This is a genomic window from Sphingobacterium chungjuense (genome assembly GCF_011316935.1).
Classification (GTDB): domain Bacteria; phylum Bacteroidota; class Bacteroidia; order Sphingobacteriales; family Sphingobacteriaceae; genus Sphingobacterium; species Sphingobacterium chungjuense.
On the sequence record NZ_WLYS01000001.1, the window covers coordinates 447,231 to 472,053 of the forward strand.

Consider the following 24,823-nt stretch of genomic DNA (forward strand, 5'->3'; position numbering starts at 1 on the left):
CATGAAGCATTTCTCCACGCATCCCGCGCCGAGCATTCGTCTAGGCGGTAAACTGATGAGTTTTGAACTTCCCAAAATTATGGGAATCCTCAACCTCACGGCAGATTCCTTCTACGATGGCGGACAGAACACCACGATAGACGCGGCATTACGCCACGCGGAAAAGCTTTTAAAAGATGGTGCAGATATTCTCGATATTGGTGGACAATCGACGCGCCCCGGCGCAGCACTCTCGCTCGAAGAGGAAGAATTGAATCGTGTTGTCCCTGTCGTTTCGGCTATTCGCCAAGCTTTCCCAGACGCGATTATGTCGGTAGACACTTATCGTGCGCGCGTTGCCGAAGAAGCGATCGGCGCAGGCGCTCATATTATCAATGACGTATCGGGCGGACAATTGGACTCGCACATGTTTGCCACCGTAGCCAAATTGCAAGTGCCTTATATATTAATGCATATGCGCGGCACACCAGATACCATGCAGCAGCACACAAACTATAAAGATATCGTGAATGACGTGGCCGTGGAATTAGGACATGCTATAGCATCATTACGCGCTTTAGGCGTACGCGACATTATTCTTGATCCGGGTTTTGGCTTCGCCAAAACATCCGCCCAGAATTATGAATTGCTGTTGCGCGTGGCCGAATTGCATTATCATGGATTGCCGATCTTAGGCGGTATTTCCAGAAAGTCGATGATCTATCGCAAATTAGATCTTTCCCCAGCGGAAGCGCTCACGGGTACCATTGCACTCAACACCTTGTTATTGGAGCGCGGCGTACAATTGCTACGCGTACACGATGTGCAGGAAGCCAAACAATTGGTCGACCTGTTGTATTCATAAAAAGAAAGCTTCGTTGTGGAGCACTAATCCATAATAAAACAAGAACGCTCCCGAATCGGGAGCGTTCTTGTTTTAAGGGTTTAATCTATCAACCGATTCTCGTCGGATGATTTTAAGATATGTGCTTTCAAGTCGTTTTCAGCTTGCACCAATTCACCTTCGGCAACTTTACGCTTCTCGCGGCCCTCGCGCTGAATGCGCAGTACCTCGTCGATCGTAGCAATAATATCCTGATTTGCTTTTTTGATCGTATCGATATCTACGATGCCACGCTCCGTTTCACGTGCGATCTGGATCGTCGATTCTTTGAGCATCTCACTGTTGCGTCGCAATAATTCATTGGTGGCATCGGTCACCGCCTTTTGTGCTTCCAAAGCGCGCTGCGAATGCGCAATACCTAAGGTAAGCACCATTTGGTTCTTCCACAACGGCAAGGTATTGACCAAACTAGACTGAATTTTTTCCATCAAAGCGCTACTGTTGCTCTGAATCATCCGGATCTGCGGTGCATTTTGCAATACCACCATGCGCGTCAGCTTTAGATCGTGCACTTTGCGTTCGAAGCGCACAATATGCTGCTCCATATCTTTATATTCTTGGATCTTGTGCTGATCGTTGCTACTTTCCGCCTCTTGGCGCAACTTCGGCAAGATTACTTCGTGGGCTTCCTGCAGCTTCTCCGTTCCGGCCTGAATATGCAAAGAAAGATCTTTGAAATATTGCTGGTTTTGGGTGAACAGTTTATCGAAGATCACTACATCTTTGGCTACATTCTTATAATGCCCTTCTAGTTTCAGTTCGATCTGGTGAATATTCTTCTCCACCGATGCATATTCTGTCTTGATCCGGCTGATACGCTTTTTTAAGTTGTCGAAAAAAGGAATCAATGGCTTTTTGCGCGTTCCTTCATCAAACGAACGAATATCCGACCGCAGGTTGATCAATATATCTTCTGCGCCGCCCATATCTTTGGTGCGTACTTGTTTCAGTATTTCGCTAGAGAAATTACCTACCTGCGACTGACTGCCCACACCATACTGGATGATATCCATCGTAGAAGTCAGGTTAATTTTATCCTTATACTGTGCGATCTTGGTGCGTTCTTCGTCCGAAAAGTTCACCGACATATCCATCGACGTGTCTTTCGGCTTCTCGCTGTCACCGCCGTACTGTGCTAAATCCAATTCTGCCATAATTATACTTTTTAATCTTTTAATAGATTTCTGCTTTTCAATGTTTGTAGATACACATCCGTCTCGGCGGATATTTCCAGCATGCCCATTCGGAACTGCTCGGTTACCTCTTGTTCGATGGCTACTGCAGCCTGCCGCACCACATGCACCAGTTTCTCTTTCGATTTATCCGTTACTGCGTTGCGCAGGTTCGAATTTTCCAATTCATCGTATTGGATCAATACATTGACCACGGTCGAGTGCCTAACTAGAAATTTTTCCGCTTCGCGAATGTCTTTCTTTTCCATCAGATGAAACAGACGGATGATCTTGTCAATATCCTGATGCAGCACGCGATTGTTGATCTGCTTGCGCCAATGCAACAAGCGTTCGATGAACAACTGTGGCGTATCGAGCACGGGAGCTTTCAACTCGCGTTGCTTTTGCCCGTTCGGGCTACTGATCCATTTTAGTGGGCGCACTTCACCCAGCTCCAATCGCTGTAGAAAAGGTTTTGCCTGATTTAGCAACATCCCATTCCCCACAATATAAGAAACAGATGATCCCGCAATCGTGAGCAACATGCCTCGGCTAAACGAACCGAAGAAATAAATGAAAGAACCAAAGAGCGCGACTTCCACGGCCAAAAGCACCCATGCCATCACATACCAAAGGCGCACCTTACTTTTGGAGGCTTGGCTCATCATCACAAACGGATGGATGTGTAAGAATGGTACAAACATCAGGATAGACAGGAAGGTCAACGTGAGTTGCCTTAGCTCCCATACCCTACTTTTTTTTGTCGCCCATCCCATAGTATTTGCTGTTATTTTTATATAAATATACTGGGTAAATATCCAAGTCTAAAATTTATGTTGATGCAAGATACGGGCTGTTGCTGATTTTCAAGAAGCCGAATCGGTCACGCGGTAGAAAAGATCGGTGAAGCACCCAAAAAAAAAGGCGAATATCGTGGGATATTCGCCTTTTTATCAATCTGCATTCCTTAGAATGGCAAATCATCGTCGTCCGAGCCGGAAGAAGAAATGTCTACTGGAGGCATATCACCTACATTGTGCTGAGGCGCAGCTGCTGCTGTTCCTGCCAATTTGGTTACGCGCCATGCGACCAAGGAGTTAAAGTAGGTTGTTACGCCTTCTTTATTTGTCCAAGGACGTCCACGTAGATTAAATGAGATCTCAATATCCTCTCCCACTGTCAGGTTATCAAAGATGTTTACCCGATCTTGTGTTGCCTCAAAACGGATGTATTCCACAAACTGTGGATTTTCCGCATGTGCAACGATCAGATCTCTCTTCTTAAACGACTCCGTTACTTGCTGAATGCCACCAATTTCGTGAACTTTTCCTCTTATTTCCATAGTCAAAATTATTAAACCCTAAAATTACACATTTTTTACGTCTTAGAATCCCTAACTTTGCACAAATATGATGGAAGTTTTCAACACACCGGCTAAGATAATAATCACTTGTAATCGTCGTTTATCGCCTTATTTACAAGAAGAAGTAGAAGAATTGGGCTTTAAAGTAGTACGTCCTTTCAACACCGGCGTGGAGATCAAAGCCTCTATCAATGAGTGCATTAAACTCAACCTAAACCTACGCGCTGCCAGCCAGGTGCTGTACCAATTGCGCTCGTTCAAAGCCAACAATCCGAAGGAATTGTATGATGAATTGGTGAAGATTGCTTGGGAAGAAATCCTGCCTTTTGACGGCTACTTTACCGTCACTTCGCATGTGCATAATGAAACCGTTACGACACCGTTATTTGCCAACGTAAAAGTAAAAGACGCGATCGTAGATCGTATCAAAGATAAGAAAGGTATGCGCCCTAATTCTGGGCCAGGCTTGGACAAGGCCGTGATCCACTTACACTGGATGGAAGAGCGCGCAGAAATATTTATTGACACTTCTGGTGAAACATTAGCCAAACATGCTTACCGCAAAATACCCGGGAAAGCTCCGATGTTAGAAGCCTTGGCATATTCCACCATCGCTGCTACCAAATGGGATGGCAAATCACCTTTCATCAATCCGATGTGCGGATCGGGCACTTTGGCCATCGAAGCCGCGCTGATTGCGCAAAATCGCAGACCGGGATTGCTGCGTATGAATTATGCTTTTATGCACCTAATTGGTTATAACGAAGAAGTTTTCTTTCAGGAACGTCGTGTGCTAAAAGAGCAATCGGACAAAGCGATCATGCCGGTAATTGTGGCTTCTGATATCTCTGCCGAAGCGGTGGAAGTATCGCGCCAGAATGCGCGCACGGCTGGTGTGGAGCATTTGATTCAGTTTGAAACCGGAGATTTTGAGAAAACCACCGTACCGGAAGAAAAAGGCGTGATTATGTTTAACCCTGAATACGGCGAACGCTTGGGAACGCATTTCAAACTGGAAGCAACGTATAAACGTATTGGCGATTTCTTGAAACAATCGTGCAAAGGATACCGCGGTTATATATTTACCGGAAACCCTGATCTGGCCAAAAAAATTGGCCTAAAAGCTTCCCGTAGATTCGAATTCTTCAACGGAAAGTTGGATTGCCGCTTGTTGCAGTACGAATTATACGACGGGTCTAAAGATTAACACGCAACTCACCTTTATATGGATATCATCGAAAGAACGGTTGCCTTTGTGCAACACACCTTATCAGGCGCAGAATCTGGACACGATTGGTGGCATATATTGCGCGTGTGGAACAATACCAAATTGATTCTGCAAACGGAGCAAGCCGATCCGTTGATCTGTGAATTGGCGGCATTGCTCCATGATATTGCTGACAGCAAATTTCACAATGGCGATGAAAGCATTGGTCCTCGCATTGCTGGCGAATTCCTCCGTAAAGAAGGTGTTGACTCTGTCATTATTGAGCATGTGCAGCAGATCATTCTGAATATGTCTTTCAAAGCTTCTTTAGGCGAGATCACCTTTGATTCTCCTGAGTTGCGAGTGGTACGCGATGCGGATCGTTTGGATGCGATTGGTGCCATTGGTATTGCACGTGCATTTAATTATGGCGGCTTTAAGAATCGGGAAATATACAACCCCACGATTCCGGCAGAGCAAAATATCAGTAAAGAGGCGTACAAAAATACGACGGCGCCGACGATCAACCACTTCTACGAGAAATTGCTCCTGCTGCAAGATAAAATGCATACCGAAACTGCTAAACGCATTGCCGCCCAACGGCATCAGTATATGGAAGGGTTTTTGCAACAATTTTATGCAGAATGGGATGGTTTGGCTTAAGTGCCGCTCGATTTAATATGCTTTTAATATGGGATTGTTATCTTAGCAATCATCGGGATGCCAAATCCTGATCCATAAAACACAATCACATGAGAAAACACTTTTTATCCTTATTGGTCATGACGGTAATGGGATTATCAGCGATCGCGCAAACGAAAGTAATTGCCCATCGCGGAGCTTGGAAACAAGATAATTTGCCTCAAAACTCCATTGCTTCTCTGCAAAAAGCAGCAGCGCTGAAAGTTTGGGGATCTGAATTTGATGTACACCTCACCAAAGATGATGTATTGGTGGTAAACCATGATGCCGACTTCTACGGCATGGACATCGCCGAAGTCACGCACGCCGAATTGCGCACAAAAACACACCCGAATGGCGAATACATTCCTACGCTAGAAGAATACCTAAAAGCTGGATTGAAATTAAAAGGTTTGAAGCTCATCTTAGAGTTAAAAGCGAGTAGCTTGGGCAAAGCTCGTACACAAGATGCTGTGCCGATGGTATTAGCGGTGATCAAAAAACTGAAAGCACAAGATCGTATCGAAATTATCTCTTTCGACTATGAAGCATGTCTGAAATTTCGTGAACTAAATGCGACGATCCCGGTACATTATCTGACGGGCGACAAATCTCCACAGCAAATCAAGGACGCAAAATTGACGGGTGTAGATTATCATTACAGCTTATTTCAAAAGAATCCAACTTGGATTCAGGAGTTTAAAGCTTTGGGACTGAAAACCAATGCTTGGACGGCTAATAAGCAAGAGGATATCCAATTCTTGATCGATCAAAAGATTGATTTCATCACCACCGATGAGCCAGAATTGGCGTTGAAGTTGGTGAAGTAAACGGATATACATTAACGGAAAGGCTGCTAGAGGAAAAGACTCCGGCAGCCTTTTTCATTTCACGGCAGATGACCTGTTTTCCGCAAAAAGTATGCAAAAACCACAAAGTGCTCAGCGAAGCTAAACTCCTCGCTTACCGTATTGGCACAACGTTCGTGCATCCCTGTGCTATTGCCAATCCGCTCAGGCGTCATTTTTCGAGGATGGAAAGAGTATTGCTTCGGTAAAGCTTTTCGACCACAAAATTTTTTGGAAACGGCATCCGTCCTAGCATTCCGGCTGCGGTCATCTGGACAAAAGCAAATCCGTCAAGAACAAAAATCTGTCCGAGCAAAGCGAGTTATTTTTGTTTAGGATTTCTTTTGAACGGATAGCGGCAAGGGATGTAGACTTGATTTTCCCAAACTTTTATCAAGAAAAGTTTGAATAAACTGTAATTTTGAGAACAAACTTGAAGAAAACAAATACGCATGCAAATAAACGACATCACCACCTATGAAGTTGCGGATCGCTTCACGCGATACGTACAGATAGATACCCAATCAGATCCGTATGCGACTAGCTTTCCTTCTACGGAAAAGCAGAAAGATCTCAGCCGAATATTAGTGCAAGAACTGTTGGATCTCGGCATTAGCGATGCACATTTAGACGAGCACGGCTACGTGTACGCGACTATACCAAGCAATACAGACAAGCAAGTGCCGGTGATTTGTTTCTGCTCGCACGTAGATACTTCGCCCGATAGTTCGGGCACGCATGTGAAACCGCTAATTCATCACAATTATCAAGGCACGGATTTGGTGCTTCCTGATGATCCGAGCGTTGTGATTCGCCTTGCGGATCATCCGGATTTGGCTAATCAGATTGGCAACGATGTGATTACAGCCAGTGGCAAAACCTTGTTGGGCGCCGATGATAAAGCCGGCGTAGCCGAAATCATGGATGCGGCGCGCTTGCTGATGCAAAACCCCGAAATCAAGCACGGCACGATCAAAATCCTATTCACTCCCGATGAAGAGATTGGCCGCGGCGTCAACCATGTGGATATTGCCAAGCTGGGTGCCGATTTTGGCTATACGATGGATGGCGAACGCGCAGGCACGATCGAAGACGAAACATTTAGCGCGAACGCGCTGACGGTGACGATTCAAGGCGTATCGGTGCATCCTGGCTTCGCCAAAGGTAAGATGCAAAGCGCGGTAAAAATCGCGACGGATATTATTGCGGCCTTGCCGAATGATCGCTTATCGCCGGAAACGACACGGGGAAAAGAAGGTTTTGTGCACCCCAACAGAATCAGCGGAACGGTGGAAGAAGCGACGATTGAGTTTATCGTCCGCGATCATAATACGGCCTTGTTGGACAGCCACCAGAAAGAGGTGGAAGATATCGTAAAATCGGTGATCGCCAACTATCCAAAATCCACCTACCAAATTGACGTGCAGGAACAATACCGCAACATGAAAGAAGTGCTCGATCAGCATCCACAAATTATGGAAATTGGCATGGAAGCGATTCGTCGTGCCGGCATGGAACCGGAGCGCCGTAGCATTCGTGGCGGCACCGATGGTTCACGTTTATCGTTTATGGGATTGCCGTGCCCGAATGTTTTCGCTGGCGGACATGCGTTTCACGGCAAACAGGAATGGGTATCGCGCCAAGATATGGAGCAAGCGGTGAAAACGATTCTACATATTGTCGCACTTTGGGAAGAGCGCGCATAATCCACAGCATTTTTTTAAACATACATACAACAACATACGATGAGTAAAACCAATGAGGTGTTGCAGGCGATCCAGAACAGAAGATCCTTGATGCAACCTAGTTTTTTAGATAAAGAAGTAAGCCGCGAAGATATTGAGCTATTGCTCGAAGCTGCGAATGCAGCACCGACGCACAAGAGAACGCAACCTTGGCGTTTTGTGGTATTCAAAGGCTCGGGCTTGGAGCGTTTAGGTACGGAGCTAGCGCGTATTTACAAACAGGTAACTCCTGCAGAGAAATATGCCGAGCAAACGGAAGTAAATATGGCCAAAAAAGCGACAACGGCTCAGGTGGCGATCGCGATCGTGGTGAACTACACCGGCGAATTGCCAGAGTGGGAAGAATTGGCTGCAACGGCCTGTGCCGTGCAAAACCTTTGGTTAGCCGGTCACTCCATCGGAATCGGCGGTTACTGGGCTTCTCCAGGTTTGATCAACCACATGGCAGATTTTCTACAACTAGAAGAAAAACAAAAATGTATTGGTTTATTCTACCTTGGCTACGCAGATACGGCACACGAACGTGAGCCGGTACGCTCTCCTATCGCAGAAAAAGTTCGCTGGGAAGAATAAGGATTTATTGGCTTCGGCCGATTTGTGTAAATTAGAAAAAGAGATACCGAGAGGTGTCTCTTTTTTGTTTGTTAACTGGAATGATTTAGCAAAATCACACCATCAGAGCTGATTTTGTGTTATATTAGTTAATGTATTTCACACTAACACCAATAAGTTCGGTTTATTGCGGCTATCACTACCCCTCCAACAACTGCGAAACCGAAATTTCCAAAGCGGTAGCGATCTTCATGAGTGTACTTAGACGAGGATTCGTTTTACCGTTTTCGATCATGTGCAGTTGGGTTCTGCCGATCTCGCAATAGAAGGCAAAAGACTTTTGGTCGAGCCCTTTCGCTTCCCTCAATTCTTTAATTCTTAGCCCTATACTTTTGAAGTATTTATCTTCTATCGTGTTCACTATAACGAATATCCATATATAATTCATATCTTATGTTCGTAATAACGAACACACTAAATGAAGCCCACACGAAAATTAAAAATACATAGCAAACTTCGCACTAGGCGTTGGGACCATATTGCTCTTCCAGAAATTAGACTAGCTGGCAAATGGCTGGAAGAAGCTGGGTTTAAGCAAGGTGAATACATAAACATCCAAGTAGCGAAAAATAAATTGATCATCAGCATCGACAAAAAATAAATAACCCCACAAAAGACATCTACAGCATCAAAAAGCTACTTTATCTCATCTCTGCTATCAGCCTCAAATAAGATTTCCGAAAAAAAATTAAAAATCTACTAAGGTTTCCGGCATCAGGTCGTTATAGCATTACTAACCCCTATAAACCTATGAATGCTACGGAACGAATAGCCGAGCTAATAAAACGATATATCGAAGGCAAGCTGACGTTGGAGGAATCAGAAACCTTAACGCGTTGGCGTAAGCTGGATGATACCAACGAAGCCTTTTTCCAGCAGGTTACGCAAGGTGAAGAGGTTTTTGCGGACGCGTTGCAATGGATTGACATGGAGGACGAGCATGCGGAGCAACAACTTGATCAAATCAAACAACTCACTTTCGATAAGCTTCATCAAGGACAATCTATCCCCTTTCGTCGTAATAGGATTCGCCCCTTTATATATAAGGGAGCGGCAGCAGCCTTATTAATTTGTGTTTCCGTATTTGGCTACTTCCAACTACGTGACCAAGCAACATTATCCGAAAACATCGAAGCAGCTAGCATTCTTCCCGGTGGCAATAAAGCCGAGTTGGTCTTGTCTGATGGACAAAAGATCAACCTACGTAGCGACAAAGACGGTATCGTACTCGATCAAGAATTGAGCTATTCTGATGGTACGCCATTGCTTGCTATCGACCAAGAAAAATTGGCACAAACTACTGCAAGTATCACTGTGCCAGTAGGTGGAAAATACCGCGTTACGCTAAGCGATGGTACACATGTACATCTCAATGCCCAGTCGAAATTAACCTATCCACTATTATTCCATAGCGAAAAACGGCAAGTGAGCATAGAGGGCGAAGCTTATTTTGAAGTGGCGCAACAATATGTGAACAACCGTCGTGTGCCTTTCGAGGTGAGTTGCAAAGATCAGATCATCCGAGTAATGGGCACCAGTTTTAACGTTTCGGCCTACGCCGATGATCCACAAATACTCACCACATTGGTAGAGGGTTCTGTAGAAATCGAAACCACCAAAGGTCGGCTATCCCTGCGCCCTAATGAGCAAGCCGTAGTACAGCACGATCGAATTAGTAAAAAGCAAGTGGACGTAGCGTCCTATGTGGCATGGAAAGACAACAACTTCTTGTTTTTTGAAACCGAGTTAAAAGACCTCCTGAAACAGATCAGTCGTTGGTACGCTGTAGAAGTCAACTATCCGAAGGCAATCCCGCCCACCTATTTTTACGGCGAGATTACACGCGAAAAAAATCTTTCGGAGGTACTCCGCATCTTAGAGAAGGCGGGCGTAAAATTTGAACTAAGCAAAGCAGGCGGCAAAGTCCGTCTTCAGGTAAACCAGTAATAAACAAAATCTACACACTATGAAAACATCTACCAAAAGTTATCCAACATAAGCCACTGGGCAAAAACAGAAAAACCGAACCGGATTCTCACACCTCAGTTCGGCCTACTGTTTACATGCCAGATAAGCGCTACTGACCACAATAAACCCTTATTCATCAACACATGTAATTGTACAAAAATATGATTTTTATACAACAGGTCGATTATGCCCCGAGTGCGGCTAGATCTAAAATTAAACGTTGGGTAATCATTATGAAATTAACCATACTATTTACCGTTTTAAGCATCTTAAAACTGACTGCCAGTGGATTTGCGCAGCCGATCTCCATCAAGGCGGTCAACACGCCATTGGTCAACATCATGCAGTCGGTGCAAAAACAGAGCGGTATGCCATTCTTACTCAATGGCAAAGACATTGCGGCAGCAAAACTCACCGCCGACATCAAGGATGTACAGCTGGAAAACGCCCTCAACTTATTGTTTGTAGGACAACCGATTGCATGGGAAATCTCCGAAGGGACGATTATCCTGCGTCGGCAAGCAGCCGCGAACGCAAAAAACGCGGTCTCACCCACTGCGCGGCAAGAACGCAGGATCAGTGGAACAGTAACCGACGAGCGTGGCGTGCCTATTCAAGGCGCTTCCGTACAAGTTGTGGGAAGCAGTGTAGGGACGAATACCGACGATCAGGGAAACTTTCAATTGGTGCTGCCGAGCGGCAACAGGTCTGTACTGCGCGTTAGTTATATTGGTTTTTTGAGTACCGATATTAATGTCGGGGATCAACGAACCTTGAACGTGACGCTCAAAGCGAGCTTGGGCGACCTCGATGAGGTTGTCGTAGTAGGTTATGGTACACAAAAGAAAAAATTGGTTACCGGTGCCACCGTGGAAATTAAGGGCGAAGATCTGGAAAGATTGAGCACACCCAACATTTTGGAAGCGATGCAAAGTCAATCTCCCGGCGTGCAGATCACGCAAAATTCAGGTATGCCCGGCGAAAGTTTTAAAGTCACGATCCGTGGTTTAGGAACCATCAACAATTCATCGCCTCTCTACGTGATCGACGGTATTCCGGGTGGCGATATCAATGTTTTAAACCCGTCGGATATCGAACGTATCGACGTACTGAAAGATGCTGCATCCGCTGCGATTTATGGTTCGCGAGCTGCCAATGGCGTGGTGCTCGTTACTACAAAACAAGGACGTGCAGGCAAGCTTTCCTTACATTTGGATAGCTACGTGGGCTTCCAAAATGTATACAAAATGCCGTCATTGCTAACTGCCAAAGAATACATGACCATTCAAGATGAGCGACGCTTTAACGAAGGTGCAGCACCATTCAACTGGGAGCAGCTCATTCCGAAACAGTACGAGCAAATCATGAATGGTAGCTGGAACGGTACCGACTGGATGCGGGAAATCCAAAACGAAAATGCGCTATTGCAGAATACTTCACTCAACTTGATGGGTGGCAATGAACAATCGCGCTTCTCGATGGGTTATTCGCATACGAATCGCGATGGTATCTTAGGGGCTCCTGTTCAGCCTGACTTTCAGCGCCAAACTGCTCGTATCAACTCCGAACACATCTTATTGAAAAATGATGAGTTTGATATCGTCAAATTTGGTGAAAACCTCAACTACGCGTACACAAAACGTTCGGGTATCGGTATTGGTAATATTTATTGGAACGATATCCACAACATGTTGGTGGGCAATCCACTGCTTCCTATTCGCAATGCGGATGGTGGCTACTATGATCACGCTAGCAAGGTAGCCGATGGTTGGGCACTGGATGGTGCCACGGCCAATCCAGTCGCAGATATGGATTACCGCCGCGGACAGAATTTGAGCAAAAATCACGCTTTGTCAATCAATGCTTATTTGGAGGTGCAACCTATCAAAGACTTGGTATTCCGCTCCAGCTTTGGTTATCGGCTAACGGCTTCTTCTTACCGCCAATATACGCCTGCCTTTGAGCTTTCGACCACCACGATTAATGCCATCGATGATATTTCGCAAAATCAAGGAATGGGTTACAAATATCTGTGGGAAAATACGTTGAGTTATAGATTACATCCCTTCCAAAATCATCAATTGGATGTAGTTGTTGGTCAATCTATCGAAAAGAATGGACTGGGTGAAGATGTGGGCGCTGCCACGGCAAACTCTTCTTTCCCTGGGCAATGGGACAAAGCTTGGCTGAGCAATGGACAAGGTTATGATGGCTTTGTACCCACGGTCAACGGTGCACACTGGCCGCAGTTCAATATTTCTTCTTACTTCGGGCGTTTGAATTACAATATCAACGAGACCTATTTAGCTTCCTTTGTACTACGTGCCGATGGTTCGTCCAACTTTGCGCCTGGACATCGCTGGGGTTATTTCCCTTCTGCATCGTTGGGTTGGGTTGCCACTAATGAGGACTTCCTGCAAGATCAATCTTGGTTGAATTTCTTGAAATTTCGTGGGAGCTGGGGCCAGAATGGTAACGCAGATATTCTGCCTTTCCAATATTTGGGCACGGTAGCTATCGATGCGAGAAACGGTTATTACTTTGGTAACAGCAAGAGTACGCTGTTGCGTGGCGCTTATCCTGAAATCTTACCTAACCCAGATGTGAGCTGGGAAACTTCGGAGCAGTTGAATATTGGATTTGATTCTCGCTTTGCGAATAATAGATTGGCGGTGGTATTCGACTGGTATCGCAAATCTACGATCAACTGGTTGGTGCAAGCGCCTATTCTGGCCATCTATGGTACACAAGCTCCTTTCAAGAATGGTGGTGACATTGTCAACAAAGGTTTTGAATTGGGTTTCAACTGGAACGATACCAAAGGTGAATTCCGCTATGGCATTGGCATTAACGGCGCGTACAACAAAAATGAAGTAACCCGAATTGCCAACAGCGAAGGCATCATTCACGGTAATCCAGATGTATTAAGTCAAGGTACAAAAGAAATGTACCGCGCACAGGTGGGCTATCCAATCGGCTATTTCTACGGTTTCAAAACCGATGGGATCTTCCAGACGCAGGAGCAGATCAATGCTGTTCGTGCATCAGGTCATGGAGTTCTTCCAGGCGCGCAGCCCGGCGATGTATTCTTTCGCGACACGAATGGCGATGGCGCTATTACCGACGACGATCGGGTGATGATTGGCAATCCGCATCCAGCCTTTAGCGGCGGACTAAACCTTACATTTGGTTACAAAGGTATTGACCTTGCGGTTACGGCTATTGGTTCATTTGGCCATCAAATCGCCAAGTCTTACCGTTCCTTCGCGGATAGTCCATTGCAAAATTATACGACGGAGGTTTTTGGCCGTTGGCATGGTGAAGGCACCTCCAATCGTTTGCCTCGCTTAACTAGCGGAAGCCATACCAATAATCAGTATATCTCTGACATCTATATTGAGAATGGTGATTTTGTCAAGATTCAAAACATCACATTGGGCTATGACCTAAAACAGCTTTGGAAAAATGCACCATTCAGCCAAACGCGCATTTATGCTACGGTACAAAACTTATTCACCTTCACCAATTATAGTGGTATGGATCCAGAGATCGGCTACGGTTACGACGAGCCTTGGGTTAATGGTATTGACTTAGGTTTCTACCCGCAACCACGTACGGTGATGTTTGGAATGAACTTTAAATTCTAATGAAAGACATGAAAAAGATCTTAATTACCTTACTCGCCGCAGGTCTATTGACCTCCTGCGATAAGTTTCTAGATACGGAAAGCTACGATAAAAAGAATACTGGAAACTTTCCAGCCACGGTGGCCGATGCCAATAGCATGCTGGTGGGTATCTACTCTAGCTTGAATGCCGCTATCTCGAACGTGCAAAACACGCATTTCTACATGGCCGAATTAGCCTCTGACGATCGCTTTGGCGGTGGTGGCGAAAATGACCGCGACATGCAAGCTTTAGATCACCTAATGAATACGCAGCCGGATCGTTTTCTAACATTCTGGACCGCGCGTTACCAAGGTATATTTCGTGCGAACATCGCACTGGAAACTTTGGATCAAGTAGAGGGCTGGACGAATGACGCGCAGAAAAATCAGGTTTTGGGAGAAGTATATTTCCTGCGCGCACTTTATTACTTTGAGCTATCTCAACTTTTTGGAGAAGTGCCTTTGGTAACCAGCACATCGGTATCCAACATACCAAAAACGCCAGCTGACGAAACCTATGCGCAAATAGCGGCTGATCTTCAACAAGCGATCAACTTAATGCCGGCCACTCCTTACACGAGTGTCGCTTCGGGTCATGCGACCAAATGGGCTGCTCAAGCGCTGCTAGCACGTGTTTATCTGTTTTATACGGGTTATTATAGCAAAAGCGAGTTGCCTGTCGCATCAGGAGGCAGCATTAGCAAAGCACAAGTACAGCAAGGATTGGAAGAATGTATTGCCAATAGTGGGCATGATTTGGTAGCCGATTTTCGCAACCTGTGGCCTTACTCTAATGAGTTTACCAAAAAGGATTATCCTTATGCTCAGGACAACAACCTAAGCTATGCTGGAGATGGCAACAGAGAAACCGTTTTTGCGGTCAAATTTGGTACGCTAGTCGACTGGGGAGACCAATATATGTTGGGTTATTCCAATCAATTCAATCTGCACTTTAGCTTGCGCTCCAATAATGGACAAGCAGGAACTTTTCCATTCGGTCAAGGATGGGGTGCAGGTCCAGTGAATAGCAGTTTGTGGAACGAATGGCGACAAGCAGAGCCAACTGACGTGCGTCGTGTAGGCTCTATTATCAATGCAGATGCGGATCTTGATAGTTATATCTATGGCGCTGATAACCAAATGGAGGAAACCGGTTTTTGGCAAAAGAAATACATTGCCGTTACCGCTTACGACAACGGCAGGTTCATTCCTTCGTATGCTATTTTGGCTGACGCAGCAGCAGCGGAATATCAATTGGCACATACCCAGGATTTAGTGCTTATCCGCTTCGCGGATGTACTATTGATGCATGCCGAGCTTTCTGAAACCAACACCAACTTGAATCGGGTGCGCGCGCGCGCTAATCTTGCTCCAGTAGGCTATTCGCTGGCAGCGCTTAAGCGGGAACGCCGATGGGAATTAGCATTTGAAGGATTGCGTTATTTTGATTTGATGCGTTGGCAAGAAGCGGCCACAGCACTTGGCCGCCAGGAAGGAGTTTCTATCCGCAATAAAGGAATTGATACGCAGATGCGCGGATTTGGTGGTGGCTACGCGGCTCGATTTGAAGCTACGGGCGGATTCTGGCCTATTCCAATCTCACAAATCGCACTATCTGATGGTGTATTGACGCAGAACAAAGGTTGGGGTGAGTCTACACATGAATTCCCAGGTTGGTAATCTTTTAGAAAAACATATTATGAAAAAATTCTGGTATACCCTCTGTATTAGTCTCACGCTACTAACCGTAGGTTGTGACGCTATTGAAGACAGAATGGAATTAGGTTCGGCCATCAGCGCCGAACAACTACAGCTTACCGCAACACCAGTAATCGTTGACGGTAAGAAAAGTAATAAAGTCGTCTTGGATAATAAAAGTCCGGTACTCTCTTCGTGGGATTATGGTGTCGGACTGACGCAGCGCAAAACCGATACGGTTTTGCTGGTATCTACGGGCGACAATGAAATCATTTTTACAGGCTTAAACCCTGATGGTAGCAAAATCACTAAAACCTTACATGTTACGGTGGATGAATTGACTTTTCCAGTTCCGCTGGAATGGGGATTCTTGACCGGTGGCGCCGAAAAAACGTGGGTTTGGGATACGACGAAGCCCGCAGTCTGGGGAAATGGTGGCTACATGGGCAATTCCGCTCCAGCATGGTGGACCTTGCAAGAGGCCGACATCAATGGTCAAGCGGCCGGTGAAGGTGTGGGCGCTAAGATGGAGTTTGCGCTTCGCGGAGCTCGGCTATCGAAGATCAAGTCAACTGGACAGACCGAGGACGGTTCGTTTTCTTTTGATATGACGAAAAAGATTACGTTGGACGATGGCACGGTTTGGGCCAAAGGAAAATTGACGACAAAGGGCGTCACCGTTTTGTGCGGCATATCGCCCAATGAAAGCAATGCACCTGTCTACGAATACGATATCTTAATCATTAATGATACAGAAATGGTTCTCTCCTACCCTGAACCGGGAGTAGGCGCATGGGGAACCGCATGGTTTTGGGTGTTTCGCGCCGAATAAACAACGATTTGCAATTGAGTATTGAACGCCTGATCCTTTGATCAGGCGTTTTTGTTTTGCATGCACGCCGGTAGCATCTCAAGGTTTAAATTTCCCATCTCAAATAAATGAAGACTTCTACTTTTAATTGTATAATTTTTACAGTAGATTTGAGTATAAACCTAGATAGTACAACCTACTATAAACCGGCTACCTATATGGACAAGTTTGACAAACAGATTTCTGATTTGCAACAAGGCAAAGAGACGGCATTATGTTTCTTCATGGATCAGTATGCCAGCGCACTTCAGTTCTTTGCTTTCAAACTCACCAAAGACAAGGAAGCTAGCGCCGAGATTGTTTCAGATGCCTTTGTGAAATTATGGAATCGACGACTAAATTTCCCGGCAGCCGATGGGCTAAAATCTTTTTTATACTTAGTAACCAGAAATGCTTGTTTGGATCACCTCAAGCAGAGCAGAAATAAGTATGCACACGATGACGCATTGGTGCTCGATATAGCGACCTCCGATAACGACATTCTTAAGAAGATTATTTACAACGAGTTAGTAGAGTTGATTGTGCTCGAAATCAAAAAGTTACCTAAACAACAGGCGCAAATCTTTCAACTGGCCATAATGGAAGGTCGAAACACGCAGGAAATATGCGACGAACTGCATACCAGCCCAAGTACAGTCTATTTCGCGCGCTCGAAAGCCATTGCTGCTCTGAAAAAAGCGTTTGAACAGCGAAAAATCTCTGTACATTACATTTCTTTATTACCATTAGCCGCAGCTGGCGGTTCTTTTATTATCTAAAAATATAAACAAACTTAGGTTCTTAAAGAATTGGTGTTAAACTCTCTCATAACGAAAGCAATTAGCAATGCCATATTATTCCACGTAGGTATAGAATTAGATGCGTTGTAAAGTTCCGAGGTGAAATGCGCTATATTCTTTGATTATACCACTATTTCGAATCTGCTCCTCTATGTCCTGACAGGCTTCCAAGTTGCCTTTGTGATAGCGCACTGCGGCTACTTCGCCATGATCATTCAACATCGATATTACATTCACTCCATCACGGGGTGTGTACATATTATCTGCCACAAAAATATTTTGATGATGCAAACTGTGGGCGTATTCTTCTATAATGGGACTGACATGAGCGTCAGAGTCCCAATGTATAGCATACAATTGCGAAATCCTTTCGGGCAAGGCCAACGATATACGAGCACGTATTCTAATCCCATTATGTATGCTTGGTTTCCATGGTTTTTCACTCTTTAGAAAGTTAGATAAGATAGAATCAGAGGGATTGCTCTCTGCCGAAACAATATTTCCATCGAGATCCAGATCGAAGCTCAACCATCGTATTTTCCCCATTGTTATATATCTCGTTGTGGTATCTGTCGGTATCACTTTTTGAACATAAGCGGCCCATCTTCTACGGAAACTTCCTGTACCACCTAGCGCATCGACGTGCATTGTATTATGTCCACCAAATACTTTTTGTATGGTATATACATTCGACCAACGGCTAAAAAACAACTCCTCTGTAAATTCATCAAATTGATAAGAAGCTCGTAAATGTAAACTATCTTGACCTGCATACAAGGTTGCAGGCACCCGACTTGACAGCGGTGACATCACGCTATCTTCCATTGCATAATCACGCTTACTTGTGATCAGTAATCCGTTTGATTCCCCCTTTTTGTATTTGAGTTCAATTCTGCCCCGTCTCCCTTCCAGATCAGGTTTAGCAGTCTTGATCTCTGTCTCTATCCAATAGGTCAAACTATCCCAAGCATTGGCAGGTATCTCTGTGCAGTCGCGGAAAATATGAACCACTGCAAAACACCGATCAAAATAACTTTTTTCATAAGAATCTATTTAGGTTTAGTTTTATATCAACAGTTACTTATACTCGATCGCTCAGCATGGATATCACATATACGCCATCACGATATTCATTGCTACAAGCCTAATGTTTCGATCAATTCTTTCGCTACGATACGCCCCGCTCTATTCGCTCCAATGGTAGATGCGGAAGGACCATATCCTGCGAGATGGATTCGGTGATCCTTAGCCACCTGAGTCGCTAATTTTCCCGACATCACTACACCGCCTTCTTCATTCGTAAGGTGTAAAGGTGCCAGATGATCCAAAGAATGATGAAATCCCGTATTCCAAAAGATCACATCCGCATCTATCGTAGTACCATCTGCCCAACGTACGCCGGTTTCTGTGATTTCGTCAAACATGGGTTTTCTATCCAAGACACCTTTTTGCATCATGCCACGAATCGCGGGCGTCGTGGGCAAGCCCGTGACAGAAACAACCGATTTAGGAGGTAAGCCATCTCTCACGCGCGCCTCTACCATCGCTACCGCTTCGCGACCAAGATCTGGATTGAAATCAAAATCTTTGAATTCGGGCGGTCTGCGTGTCACCCAACTTGTTTGTGTCACTTTAGACACTTCATCTAAAAGTTGAATAGCCGAAATACCCGCACCGACAACGATCACATGTTTTCCTTCAAATGCTTGTGCATTTTTATAATCTGCGGTATGCAGTTGTTGACCTTTAAATTTTTCAGAGCCTGGATATTTTGGAATTCGTGGCGTTTTCCAGGTGCCTGTCGCATTGACTATACCTCTGGCCTTGAACTGAACGCCATCGGTATGAATAAGGAAATGATCTTTTTTCTCGGTAACTCGTTGTACTTTCAGCGGACGTATAACAGGAAGTTCAAACGTCTTTTCGTACACGCCGTAATACTGAGGTAATGCTACGCTAGCTTTCAACTCTTTATCTTTCGTGTTTACGGTGTCGTCAAACGCTAATCCCGGCAAATCATTGATGCCATTCACATTATCTAAGGTTAATGAATTCCAACGATGCTGCCAAGCTCCGCCAGGACCTGGCTCATCGTCAATCATTACAAATCCTTTCCCCGGCTTAATGCCTGCCTTTTTTAAGTAATAAGCCGCCGATAAACCGGCTTGTCCGGCACCTATGACGACAATATCCACATGGTAAAAAGTTTCCAACTTTGCATCGCCTGTCGGCGAGGAATCTCTATTATCGTGTTGTTCCGCTATCATTTGTTTTTTTAAGACAATTTACTCTTCTAAATATCGATAGAATTCAAGTCTAGGGTAATTTCTACTATACGAGTAGCAACCGAAGTACTCGCTGGCTTTCACAGACTCTTCCATCCGTTTGCAATCGGCCAAACTTCCACGATGATACACAAATGAATTCGCCTTACCATTGTAATTCACAAAGGATATGGAGCTGTACGGATCTTTCCTTTGGTCATAACCTTCTTTCTACATTATTTTTTGATCTTCCAACCCTAATACATACTCTTCCAGCAAGAGATCGTAAATAGAATAATGGATGTACTGCCCTTCCTCTCTTTTTGGCTCTATTTTAATGATCAATGAAGCCTTGGTTTTGATTGGACGACCACAACGTATCCCTGTCTTCCACTTCTTCTCCTGTACTAAAAATGGATTCAGATATTTGGCAATGGGTGTAGAATCTAATGGCGTGAGAATTCCGCTTCTTTCCTCTACATCAAAGCGAAAAGGATGACCCTCGATCTGTTGCTGTACCGAATCAGGCAATTGCAAAAGATACGTATTCAATCGTTTAAGAAAAGCGCTCGTACCTCCAGGAGCTTCTACGGGCATAGAAGAAGGCGATACAAATATCTTATTACGATTATCATCATTAACTACCACTACTGGTTCGAGTCGCGTTAAAAATAGCGTATCGGTCAAATCATCAAACCTAAATCCTGCTTTCAGATCTAAGGCTGGAGAGTTTGCCGAAACCAATAAATCCTTAAGGGTTAAAGATGCTTGGTGAATAAATCCCTGATCCAAAACTCCTTGCGGCGAAGTAGCAAACACAATATCATGATTGCTACCGGGTTTATATTGTATAGAGATACCTCCGTTCAAATTTCGGTATGGTAGATTAGCCTCTGTAAAAACTTTTCCAAGCCACGCATCCAAATCTGGTTGGGTCTGTGCATGGGTCTGAGCCACCAACAGATCGAGTATAATAATGAACAATACCTGTACTTGCTTCATTAATGTTTGTTTACTGCGCCCCAATATGCAGGCGGAAGTTGGCTTTTTCACCTTCCCAAAGCAATTCTTGTTGAATCGTCTCTTTGATCTTCTCGACAAAATGACTATCGTTTGCCCCGCTGATACGGATGTCGTCTGCATGCCCATTTACGATATCAAATCGGACATCGACAGAGATCGCACTCGTATACGAGGACAGGTTTTTGTGAAGCTTTTGCGAAAATCGATCCCAACCTTTTAATGGTCGTGCATCTGAATTTTCTTCTGGTACCACTTGCACACGAAGCGCAGGTGTGATAATTGTGATGCCTTCCACTTGCGTGGAATTAGTAGGTTTCTGCTGTAAATGACGGAATACCAACAGCGAACACACCACCACAAACATGACTGCGGCGACCAATCCAACGGTGAGCCTTTGCCAGCCGAAGAACCGTCTGTTGCGCTCCAAACCTCTTTGCTCTATGCGCGCAGCAAGGCGCTTTTGCAACAGACTCAAGGGCGCGGTTTCTACGCCATTCTGCAACTTATAACCATCGATCGCATCTTGCAAAAAAGGATCGTTGATGGCTTCGCGTTCCAAGGCATGCATATCCTCTCGGCTCATGAGCCCAGCCACATAATTGTGAATTCGAGATAACTGATAATTATTGTCCATTACATTTTTTCCATGCACAGCTTCAGATTCCGTTTCCCGTTCTGAATATAGCTTTTCACTTTATTCAGATCGAAACCGGTCATCGCTGCAATTTCTTTATAACATTTCTTTTCGAGGTAAAATAGGCGTACACACTGCTCCTGCTCTGGTATTAAGCCCACTAAGCAAACTTCCAATTTTTCGAAATCCTGCTCCAGCCAGACCACTTCGTCTGGTGCGGATAATTGCGCTTCGGCTTCGGTCAGGTGCTGATCGATCGGCACGCTGTTTTGTCGCTTATCTTTGCGTAACTGCATGAGGCAATAGTTGCGGGCATACACATAAAGCCAACTTTTAAAATTGCCTACCTCGTGTGTGCGCAGCTTACCAATGAGTTCTTCAAAGATTTGCATCACCGCATCCTGACTCTGCTCCTGATCTTGCAGGTACTTGTAGCTCACACCATAAAGCAAAGACATATAGGGCTTAAATAATTCTCCCAAATCCTGCAGATTTCCGGTCTGTCTATAGCGTATGAGCAATGTGCGTTCGTCCATTTAAAGTATTTTACTTCGCTATCATAATGATGCTGGAAGATACCATTTTCCATAAACTCTATACCAAAAAAATAACCCGCTACTCCTTATTCGGGAGTAAGCGGGCGTTGCTTGGCTTGTTAGTTTGTATTTTTCTATATTATCGCCACGCGTAGCGTAACGTAATGCCGTACGTGCGTGGGTCGCCAAGCACACCGGCATAATGGCCGGCATTCCCCGCACCGGGGAGCAATTGTTCAAAGTAGTTTTTATCAAAGATATTGCGCGCCCACACCGTGACCGAAACACCATCTTGTGAGCGAAAACCAATGCGTGGATTGACCAAGGTATAACCCGGTACCACTAAGTAAGCGGATGGCGTCGGGTTAGATGAAAAAGTAGAACGATAAAACCCGTCGGCTGCGAAGAAATATTCACCGCGCTGCCCCAGAAAGCGCGCCGATTTTGATTTTACTTCTGCACCGAACGAAGTTGCCCATTCTGAAATACCCGGCAATCGGCCACCAGACACATCGACAAAATTTGGCCCACCCGTGCCTTCCAACGGCGGCGGCGCATTAGTAAATGTAACGTATTTACCGTCGGTATAAGCTAGAGATCCATATACACTAAGCCAATCTTGCACACGCGCATTGGCATCCAACTCTATACCACGAACGCATACTTTTTCCGCATTTGCAAGATAACCGCGGTTCACCGAAAGATCAGCCGCTTGCACCTGTGTTTGATAATCTCGCACATCGGTATTGTATGCTGTCAAGTTGAGCTGTGTGCTCGGTGTTGGATTGGTCTTGATACCGACCTCGTAATGCGTGACACGTTCGGGCCGGATCACGGCGAGTTCCAACATCGGTTGTCCATTTTCATTAGGCAATCCACCCAAGTTCAAACCCACCGGCTTAAAACCGGTGGAAAAGGTGGCAAATGTGTTGATTTTCTCACTGGCTTTGTAAGCGAGTGTAACTTGTCCAGATAGATTGGTATCATCCACATTGGCTTCAAAAGCCTGATTGGAATATAAACCGTTTTGTAATGCGATTAATGCCGGATCATCTGTTTGCAAACCACCGAAAACTTCTCGTCTAAAGTTGACCGATTTGTCATCATAATTGAGTCGCAATCCGGGCAATAAGCGTAGATTAGGCAAGATTGCCCAGTCGAATTGGGTGAATAATGCTCCGCTAAACGAGCGCATACTTGGATAAGAGCGAATGCCCAAGCCATCGAACAATCCCGGCGTTTGCCACAGTGGGCTGGTTGAACTTTGCGCGAAGCGCCATTGATCTACTCCAGCTTGCTCGGTATGTGCTGGATCGGCATCCAATTTTTGTCCAAACACATACACCCCAAATACAGCGCTCAAGGTAGACGAAAAATCGCCCGCCCAACGTACTTCTTGCGACCATTGATCATGGCGCGATGGTGCTTGTGAAAGCGCTAAGGCTTGCAAACCGGTAAAATCGCGATCATTGGATGGATCCCAGTTCCAGAAACGCCATGCCGTGGTCGAAGTCAGTGTACCGCCACCTAGTTTCACATCTACATTGGCAGACAAACCGCCCAAATCTTGACCGGAACGCCAAGGCGTATCATGATCGATAATTCGATCGAACGGATTTCTGGATGGCAAATCATAGTTTAAGTCTGCGATGATATTTTCAAACTGCCGATAATCAGCTCGTAAAGTTGGCGCTACGCCAGCAAACACCTGCGCATAGCCATCTGGCCGTTGCCGCGTAAGATCTCCAGCGAATAGTACATCGACTTTGTCGGATGGTTGATATAACACCTGTCCGCGCAAACCTAAGTTATTGAGCTCATTAGTATATTTTTGCGTAGCGACATTATAGATCAGGCCATCTCTTTGTGTACCGCTAAAAGATAATCTTGCTGCGATTTTATTGGTTATCGGCCCACTAATCGACACTTTTGCTTGGATAAAGCCATAGTTCCCGTATGATACTTCGGCATCCGCCGTACTATAAAAAGTAGGCTTTCGTGTCGTGATATTAAAAGCACCAGCCACGGTATTTTTACCAAATAAAGTTCCTTGCGGCCCACGCAATACCTCAATCTGCTCGACATCAATAAAATCCAAAGTGGTGACCGCATTACGTGCATAATAAACTCCATCTACATAGAATCCCACGCCTGGATCGATACCATCATTCGTCAAACCAAAAGTAGTTCCCAGACCACGAATGCTAATCCCCGTATTACGTGGGTTGGATGAATAAAGTTGTACTGATGGAACGATTTCCTTGATCCGATTCACATTGAAAGCGCCAGATTCCTCGACAAACTTGCCACTCACGACCGAGATCGGAATCGGCACATCTTGCAATTGTTCTTGCCGACGACGTGAGGTAACAATGACCTCTTGGACTTGATTTTCGGATGCTAACCGTAATGTAATCCCATCTTCGAATGATTGATTTTTTTCGAACAATAGCTCAGTCGTACGGTAGCCGATCGAAGCAGCTCGGATTCGAAATGGGGGCGCTTCGGTTGGTATCACTGAAAACTTCCCCTCCGCATCTGCCGAAAAACGCTGACTGGTCTCGCGAATAGAAATGGTTGCAAAGGGCACGGGTTGATTTTCACTGTCAACAACTTGACCGCGTAAAGTGGCCTTCTGTTGTCCGAAGACGGCGGAAGAGGCCAATAGAAAGACTGCTGTAAATAGTATGATCTTATGCATGAAATTGGGAATAGCGTGTGATAAATAGTGTGTTTAATACTTCCTGGCGGAAACATTGGACGTACACATGGGGTGTGCGAGATGGCGATGCCTTACACAATCTATTAATGGGGGATGATACACCGTAAGTTTAGTTTTTATTAAATACATCTCTCTTTTGATAAAAATCTG

The 24,823-nt window shown here is 45.1% G+C and carries 22 protein-coding genes; 12 read left to right on the plus strand and 10 right to left on the minus strand.

The window, feature by feature from the left end; genetic code table 11:
* Nucleotide 1 precedes the first annotated feature (1 nt).
* Nucleotides 2-844, plus strand: coding sequence for a dihydropteroate synthase (gene folP / locus GKO22_RS02070; protein ID WP_166332443.1), 843 nt, complete (start codon nucleotides 2-4; stop codon nucleotides 842-844).
* Nucleotides 845-924: 80 nt separating this feature from the next.
* On the opposite strand, the gene GKO22_RS02075 is transcribed toward folP, so the two are convergent.
* From GKO22_RS02075 to GKO22_RS02085, 3 genes are all read right to left on the minus strand, one after another.
* Nucleotides 925-2,037: a toxic anion resistance protein gene (locus GKO22_RS02075; protein ID WP_166332444.1), complete on the minus strand. Its 1,113-nt coding sequence runs from the start codon at nucleotides 2,035-2,037 to the stop codon at nucleotides 925-927.
* 11 nt (nucleotides 2,038-2,048) lie between these two features.
* Nucleotides 2,049-2,831: a hypothetical protein gene (locus GKO22_RS02080; RefSeq protein WP_133228425.1), complete on the minus strand. Its 783-nt coding sequence runs from the start codon at nucleotides 2,829-2,831 to the stop codon at nucleotides 2,049-2,051.
* 191 nt (nucleotides 2,832-3,022) lie between these two features.
* Nucleotides 3,023-3,397 carry a DUF3127 domain-containing protein gene (locus GKO22_RS02085; RefSeq protein ID WP_116775064.1) on the minus strand — a complete coding sequence of 125 codons (375 nt, stop codon included), beginning with the start codon at nucleotides 3,395-3,397 and terminating at the stop codon, nucleotides 3,023-3,025.
* Nucleotides 3,398-3,467: 70 nt separating this feature from the next.
* Between GKO22_RS02085 and GKO22_RS02090 the strand changes: the two genes are divergently transcribed.
* From GKO22_RS02090 to GKO22_RS02110, 5 genes are all read left to right on the plus strand, one after another.
* Nucleotides 3,468-4,625, plus strand: a complete 1,158-nt coding sequence (locus tag GKO22_RS02090; RefSeq protein ID WP_166332930.1) for a THUMP domain-containing class I SAM-dependent RNA methyltransferase — start codon at nucleotides 3,468-3,470, stop codon at nucleotides 4,623-4,625.
* An 18-nt stretch (nucleotides 4,626-4,643) separates the two neighbouring features.
* On the plus strand, nucleotides 4,644-5,288 hold the full coding sequence (locus GKO22_RS02095; RefSeq protein WP_166332445.1) for an HD domain-containing protein: 645 nt from the start codon (nucleotides 4,644-4,646) through the stop codon (nucleotides 5,286-5,288).
* Nucleotides 5,289-5,377: 89 nt separating this feature from the next.
* Nucleotides 5,378-6,136 carry a glycerophosphodiester phosphodiesterase gene (locus GKO22_RS02100; RefSeq protein WP_166332446.1) on the plus strand — a complete coding sequence of 253 codons (759 nt, stop codon included), beginning with the start codon at nucleotides 5,378-5,380 and terminating at the stop codon, nucleotides 6,134-6,136.
* A gap of 470 nt (nucleotides 6,137-6,606) precedes the next feature.
* A complete protein-coding gene (gene pepT / locus GKO22_RS02105) occupies nucleotides 6,607-7,860 on the plus strand; it encodes a peptidase T (protein WP_166332447.1) in 1,254 nt (417 codons plus the stop codon).
* 39 nt (nucleotides 7,861-7,899) lie between these two features.
* A complete protein-coding gene (locus GKO22_RS02110) occupies nucleotides 7,900-8,472 on the plus strand; it encodes a nitroreductase family protein (protein WP_166332448.1) in 573 nt (190 codons plus the stop codon).
* Nucleotides 8,473-8,650: 178 nt separating this feature from the next.
* Here the strand turns inward: GKO22_RS02110 and GKO22_RS02115 are convergent, their stop codons facing one another.
* Nucleotides 8,651-8,899: a helix-turn-helix domain-containing protein gene (locus GKO22_RS02115; protein WP_206367778.1), complete on the minus strand. Its 249-nt coding sequence runs from the start codon at nucleotides 8,897-8,899 to the stop codon at nucleotides 8,651-8,653.
* A gap of 30 nt (nucleotides 8,900-8,929) precedes the next feature.
* On the opposite strand from GKO22_RS02115, the gene GKO22_RS16835 reads away from it, so the two are divergent.
* From GKO22_RS16835 to GKO22_RS02145, 6 genes are all read left to right on the plus strand, one after another.
* Nucleotides 8,930-9,112, plus strand: a complete 183-nt coding sequence (locus tag GKO22_RS16835; protein ID WP_166332449.1) for a SymE family type I addiction module toxin — start codon at nucleotides 8,930-8,932, stop codon at nucleotides 9,110-9,112.
* Nucleotides 9,113-9,261: 149 nt separating this feature from the next.
* The gene (locus GKO22_RS02125; RefSeq protein WP_166332450.1) at nucleotides 9,262-10,458 is read left to right on the plus strand and encodes a FecR family protein; all 1,197 of its coding nucleotides are present in this window, start codon (nucleotides 9,262-9,264) and stop codon (nucleotides 10,456-10,458) included.
* Between the two features lie 182 nt (nucleotides 10,459-10,640).
* Nucleotides 10,641-14,126, plus strand: coding sequence for a TonB-dependent receptor (locus GKO22_RS02130; protein ID WP_166332451.1), 3,486 nt, complete (start codon nucleotides 10,641-10,643; stop codon nucleotides 14,124-14,126).
* A gap of 8 nt (nucleotides 14,127-14,134) precedes the next feature.
* Nucleotides 14,135-15,826, plus strand: a complete 1,692-nt coding sequence (locus GKO22_RS02135) for a RagB/SusD family nutrient uptake outer membrane protein (RefSeq protein ID WP_166332452.1) — start codon at nucleotides 14,135-14,137, stop codon at nucleotides 15,824-15,826.
* A 19-nt stretch (nucleotides 15,827-15,845) separates the two neighbouring features.
* A complete protein-coding gene (locus tag GKO22_RS02140) occupies nucleotides 15,846-16,676 on the plus strand; it encodes a hypothetical protein (protein WP_166332453.1) in 831 nt (276 codons plus the stop codon).
* A 197-nt stretch (nucleotides 16,677-16,873) separates the two neighbouring features.
* Nucleotides 16,874-17,473, plus strand: coding sequence for an RNA polymerase sigma factor (locus GKO22_RS02145; protein WP_166332454.1), 600 nt, complete (start codon nucleotides 16,874-16,876; stop codon nucleotides 17,471-17,473).
* Between the two features lie 96 nt (nucleotides 17,474-17,569).
* Here the strand turns inward: GKO22_RS02145 and GKO22_RS02150 are convergent, their stop codons facing one another.
* The 6 genes from GKO22_RS02150 to GKO22_RS02175 all read right to left on the minus strand — a co-directional run bounded on the left by GKO22_RS02150 (nucleotide 17,570) and on the right by GKO22_RS02175 (nucleotide 24,652).
* Nucleotides 17,570-18,505, minus strand: coding sequence for a hypothetical protein (locus tag GKO22_RS02150; RefSeq protein ID WP_166332455.1), 936 nt, complete (start codon nucleotides 18,503-18,505; stop codon nucleotides 17,570-17,572).
* 125 nt (nucleotides 18,506-18,630) lie between these two features.
* Entirely contained in the window at nucleotides 18,631-19,761 is a 1,131-nt protein-coding gene (locus GKO22_RS02155; protein ID WP_166332456.1) for an NAD(P)-binding domain-containing protein, read from the minus strand.
* Nucleotides 19,762-19,989: 228 nt separating this feature from the next.
* A complete protein-coding gene (locus GKO22_RS02160) occupies nucleotides 19,990-20,760 on the minus strand; it encodes a hypothetical protein (protein ID WP_166332457.1) in 771 nt (256 codons plus the stop codon).
* 10 nt (nucleotides 20,761-20,770) lie between these two features.
* Complete coding sequence (locus GKO22_RS02165; RefSeq protein WP_166332458.1) at nucleotides 20,771-21,415, minus strand: hypothetical protein; 645 nt, start codon at nucleotides 21,413-21,415, stop codon at nucleotides 20,771-20,773.
* Nucleotides 21,415-21,951: an RNA polymerase sigma factor gene (locus GKO22_RS02170; RefSeq protein ID WP_166332459.1), complete on the minus strand. Its 537-nt coding sequence runs from the start codon at nucleotides 21,949-21,951 to the stop codon at nucleotides 21,415-21,417. The genes GKO22_RS02165 and GKO22_RS02170 overlap by 1 nt, the downstream gene beginning before the upstream one ends.
* Nucleotides 21,952-22,090: 139 nt before the next feature.
* Nucleotides 22,091-24,652 carry a TonB-dependent receptor gene (locus tag GKO22_RS02175; protein ID WP_166332460.1) on the minus strand — a complete coding sequence of 854 codons (2,562 nt, stop codon included), beginning with the start codon at nucleotides 24,650-24,652 and terminating at the stop codon, nucleotides 22,091-22,093.
* Nucleotides 24,653-24,823: the final 171 nt, after the last annotated feature.

Bases quoted from the DNA above. Each gene is read 5' to 3' on its own strand.
- folP (WP_166332443.1), top strand. From the start codon at position 2: ATGAAGCATTTCTCCACGCATCCCGCGCCGAGCATTCGTCTAGGCGGT.
- GKO22_RS02075 (WP_166332444.1), bottom strand. From the start codon at position 2,037: ATGGCAGAATTGGATTTAGCACAGTACGGCGGTGACAGCGAGAAGCCG.
- GKO22_RS02080 (WP_133228425.1), bottom strand. From the start codon at position 2,831: ATGGGATGGGCGACAAAAAAAAGTAGGGTATGGGAGCTAAGGCAACTC.
- GKO22_RS02085 (WP_116775064.1), bottom strand. From the start codon at position 3,397: ATGGAAATAAGAGGAAAAGTTCACGAAATTGGTGGCATTCAGCAAGTA.
- GKO22_RS02090 (WP_166332930.1), top strand. From the start codon at position 3,468: ATGGAAGTTTTCAACACACCGGCTAAGATAATAATCACTTGTAATCGT.
- GKO22_RS02095 (WP_166332445.1), top strand. From the start codon at position 4,644: ATGGATATCATCGAAAGAACGGTTGCCTTTGTGCAACACACCTTATCA.
- GKO22_RS02100 (WP_166332446.1), top strand. From the start codon at position 5,378: ATGAGAAAACACTTTTTATCCTTATTGGTCATGACGGTAATGGGATTA.
- pepT (WP_166332447.1), top strand. From the start codon at position 6,607: ATGCAAATAAACGACATCACCACCTATGAAGTTGCGGATCGCTTCACG.
- GKO22_RS02110 (WP_166332448.1), top strand. From the start codon at position 7,900: ATGAGTAAAACCAATGAGGTGTTGCAGGCGATCCAGAACAGAAGATCC.
- GKO22_RS02115 (WP_206367778.1), bottom strand. From the start codon at position 8,899: ATGAATTATATATGGATATTCGTTATAGTGAACACGATAGAAGATAAA.
- GKO22_RS16835 (WP_166332449.1), top strand. From the start codon at position 8,930: ATGAAGCCCACACGAAAATTAAAAATACATAGCAAACTTCGCACTAGG.
- GKO22_RS02125 (WP_166332450.1), top strand. From the start codon at position 9,262: ATGAATGCTACGGAACGAATAGCCGAGCTAATAAAACGATATATCGAA.
- GKO22_RS02130 (WP_166332451.1), top strand. From the start codon at position 10,641: ATGATTTTTATACAACAGGTCGATTATGCCCCGAGTGCGGCTAGATCT.
- GKO22_RS02135 (WP_166332452.1), top strand. From the start codon at position 14,135: ATGAAAAAGATCTTAATTACCTTACTCGCCGCAGGTCTATTGACCTCC.
- GKO22_RS02140 (WP_166332453.1), top strand. From the start codon at position 15,846: ATGAAAAAATTCTGGTATACCCTCTGTATTAGTCTCACGCTACTAACC.
- GKO22_RS02145 (WP_166332454.1), top strand. From the start codon at position 16,874: ATGGACAAGTTTGACAAACAGATTTCTGATTTGCAACAAGGCAAAGAG.
- GKO22_RS02155 (WP_166332456.1), bottom strand. From the start codon at position 19,761: ATGATAGCGGAACAACACGATAATAGAGATTCCTCGCCGACAGGCGAT.
- GKO22_RS02160 (WP_166332457.1), bottom strand. From the start codon at position 20,760: ATGAAGCAAGTACAGGTATTGTTCATTATTATACTCGATCTGTTGGTG.
- GKO22_RS02165 (WP_166332458.1), bottom strand. From the start codon at position 21,415: ATGGACAATAATTATCAGTTATCTCGAATTCACAATTATGTGGCTGGG.
- GKO22_RS02170 (WP_166332459.1), bottom strand. From the start codon at position 21,951: ATGGACGAACGCACATTGCTCATACGCTATAGACAGACCGGAAATCTG.
- GKO22_RS02175 (WP_166332460.1), bottom strand. From the start codon at position 24,652: ATGCATAAGATCATACTATTTACAGCAGTCTTTCTATTGGCCTCTTCC.